Source organism: Listeria sp. SHR_NRA_18, assembly GCF_003856515.1.
In the GTDB taxonomy this organism is placed as follows: domain Bacteria; phylum Bacillota; class Bacilli; order Lactobacillales; family Listeriaceae; genus Listeria_A; species Listeria_A newyorkensis.
This window is the reverse complement of the sequence record NZ_QPKR01000031.1, coordinates 1-2077: the sequence shown is the minus strand read 5'-3', so window position 1 is coordinate 2077 and position 2077 is coordinate 1. Positions and strand designations below refer to the sequence as shown.

Here is a 2077-nt window from a genome sequence, read left to right as displayed (position 1 = left end):
ATTTACAATCATATCAACCCATATGGAGAGTTTCATATTGATATGAAAAAGAGAATACATTTATAAGGAACAAGTAAATCGGGCATCGCGTAATATTCGGAATATTACGTAATGTCCGATTTACGCGGAGATGCTGGTTCTACCCCAATACGTCCGGCCCTGGCGATTCTCCCAAGTCTTTATATATTTGTATTCGCAACACGGCTCGCTGTGACACCGCTTGATGAAGAACAGCCACGATACTTTCTTGACTCATAGCCTCCTTCCAATCCTGTGGCTTCCGTTCTTCTGCTTCCAGGCTTGCTGTATGCTCACTTAGCATGAAGCCTCGCCACTTTTTTTTGCCACGATCCTGATAAGGACGATTAGAAAAAGTCATGCGCTGCCGCCTCCAGTTCTAACTGCATTTGATCCTTGTTGGTCGGGTACCGTATTTCTACAATCTCCTTCGCCATCACAACGCGATGATTGACCAGGAACGATTGCAAGCTTTCATTGAGTAAAAATGGCTTGCCTCGAATAATTTCCTCATACGATCCAATACACAAAACAAACTCCAGCACTGTATCCGTATGAATCGATTGTCTAACCAGGGCTTCCATTTCGGCCCATCGTTTTGCGCTTAGGATCGGTGCAACGGTGCGATAGTATTTCTTACCACCTAAAATAACGTAATCTTGCCTGTTATCCTTCATTTTATCCAATCCTTTCGTAGATTAATCTTCCATTAGGTTTTAAGTATACAAACATACGTTCGTTTTTACTAGTTGCTAAAAGAACCATTTTTCGTGCATGTCCCTGTGCCGAATCAACCAATACATTACCAACAACAAACATTTTCATGTCCGTAGAATGCTCCTGTGCAACGCAAAAAGCCAGCATTATGCTGACTTTTTGCTAGTTATGTTTGGTCAAAAATGTGTCCATCCGATAACGGAGTCTTCTTACTTGTTTTCGCCTTTGTTCCGGCGAGATTTTACATACTTCACAAAGTCGATCATTTGAAAATACCCGATCAGGACCATAAATAGCCGCAATAAACGCCTGCTCTTCCTCATTTAACTGCTCAAAAAACGGATACAACTGCTCTCTATTGATGATTTCCTGAAACATTAGCAATAGCTTCGGGTATAAAAAAGACGTAGTGTCTTCTTTCAGTAAATACTGAAAGCGTCTCGGCAAGTCTTCCCGCTCCAATCTGCGCTCTGGTTTGAAATCAATGAACGTTCCTGGCGAATTACCGCCACCTCCAACTTGCGCGTGCATCGCTTCTCCTCCTCTGTTTTTAATGTATCTTACAACTACGCACCACTTGCTCCATATCGGCATGATATTCCTGGCATAGTCGTTTTCTTTCCTGGGCTAATTTTTCAACAATCGCTTCTCCCGTTCGACTTTCGAATGACTCACTAAGTTCACGCTCCAGCTTTAGCATCGTGTGCTGCCAGCCATCAAAATTAGCTGTGAATCGCTGGATTTGTTGTCTGCTTTCTTCTGCTATGCGATCCGTTCGTTTATGGACTTGCTGCCGCATCTGCGCTTTTTGTCTTGCCCGTTCCATCTCTTTTTTATCTGCTTGTAGTGCGTAAGCCAAGCTACTCGCTCCAGTCTCAATCGCCTTTGCAATCGCTTGGTCTAACTCCCGTATTTGTCTATCCATCGTTACCCCTTCCCAAAACTCGCTAATTGGCTTCCTAATGCACTTGCCGATGCTTTCAATGCGCCTACCGTTCCACCAAGGAATCGTGCCAGGTCTTGGCCAGCTTCCTGATCATTCCGCTGCATTTCATACGCTGCACGGCCGATTGCATCGGAGAAGGTCAATAACTCTTTTTGATGCAATCGCAAATTCTCGATTAATTCGACTGTTAGATCATCGTTATGTAATCGATAGATACCCTCACGTTTGTGCACGGCCACTTCCTGGATCGCATCGTCTATCTCCGAAGCCATCAACAAATCATATTCTCCGCCGAAGGTGGCATCTTCTAACTCACGCTGGAGCTTTTTCATATCCCTGGCTTCATCTTCTCGAAAGTCTTCTAATGCTCGTATTACTTTGCTGATATCCTCGGCC

Annotated in this window: 6 protein-coding genes; all 6 read right to left on the bottom strand. The window is 44.1% G+C overall.

The genetic code is table 11. The features are described 5' to 3' along the window. Positions 1-139: 139 nt before the first annotated feature. The gene (locus DUK53_RS16955) at positions 140-322 is read right to left on the bottom strand and encodes a hypothetical protein (protein ID WP_124893213.1); all 183 of its coding nucleotides are present in this window, start codon (positions 320-322) and stop codon (positions 140-142) included. 43 nt (positions 323-365) lie between these two features. After that, a complete protein-coding gene (locus tag DUK53_RS16950; protein WP_124893211.1) occupies positions 366-695 on the bottom strand; it encodes a hypothetical protein in 330 nt (109 codons plus the stop codon). 1 nt (position 696) lies between these two features. Further along, on the bottom strand, positions 697-843 hold the full coding sequence (locus DUK53_RS17640) for a hypothetical protein (RefSeq protein ID WP_161564266.1): 147 nt from the start codon (positions 841-843) through the stop codon (positions 697-699). Between the two features lie 54 nt (positions 844-897). Continuing rightward, positions 898-1266, bottom strand: coding sequence for a hypothetical protein (locus tag DUK53_RS16945; protein WP_124893209.1), 369 nt, complete (start codon positions 1264-1266; stop codon positions 898-900). Positions 1267-1285: 19 nt separating this feature from the next. Beyond that, positions 1286-1660, bottom strand: coding sequence for a hypothetical protein (locus DUK53_RS16940; protein ID WP_124893207.1), 375 nt, complete (start codon positions 1658-1660; stop codon positions 1286-1288). Positions 1661-1662: 2 nt separating this feature from the next. Then, a partial coding sequence (locus DUK53_RS16935) for a hypothetical protein (protein WP_483306210.1) occupies positions 1663-2077 on the bottom strand: 415 nt, incomplete at its 5' end.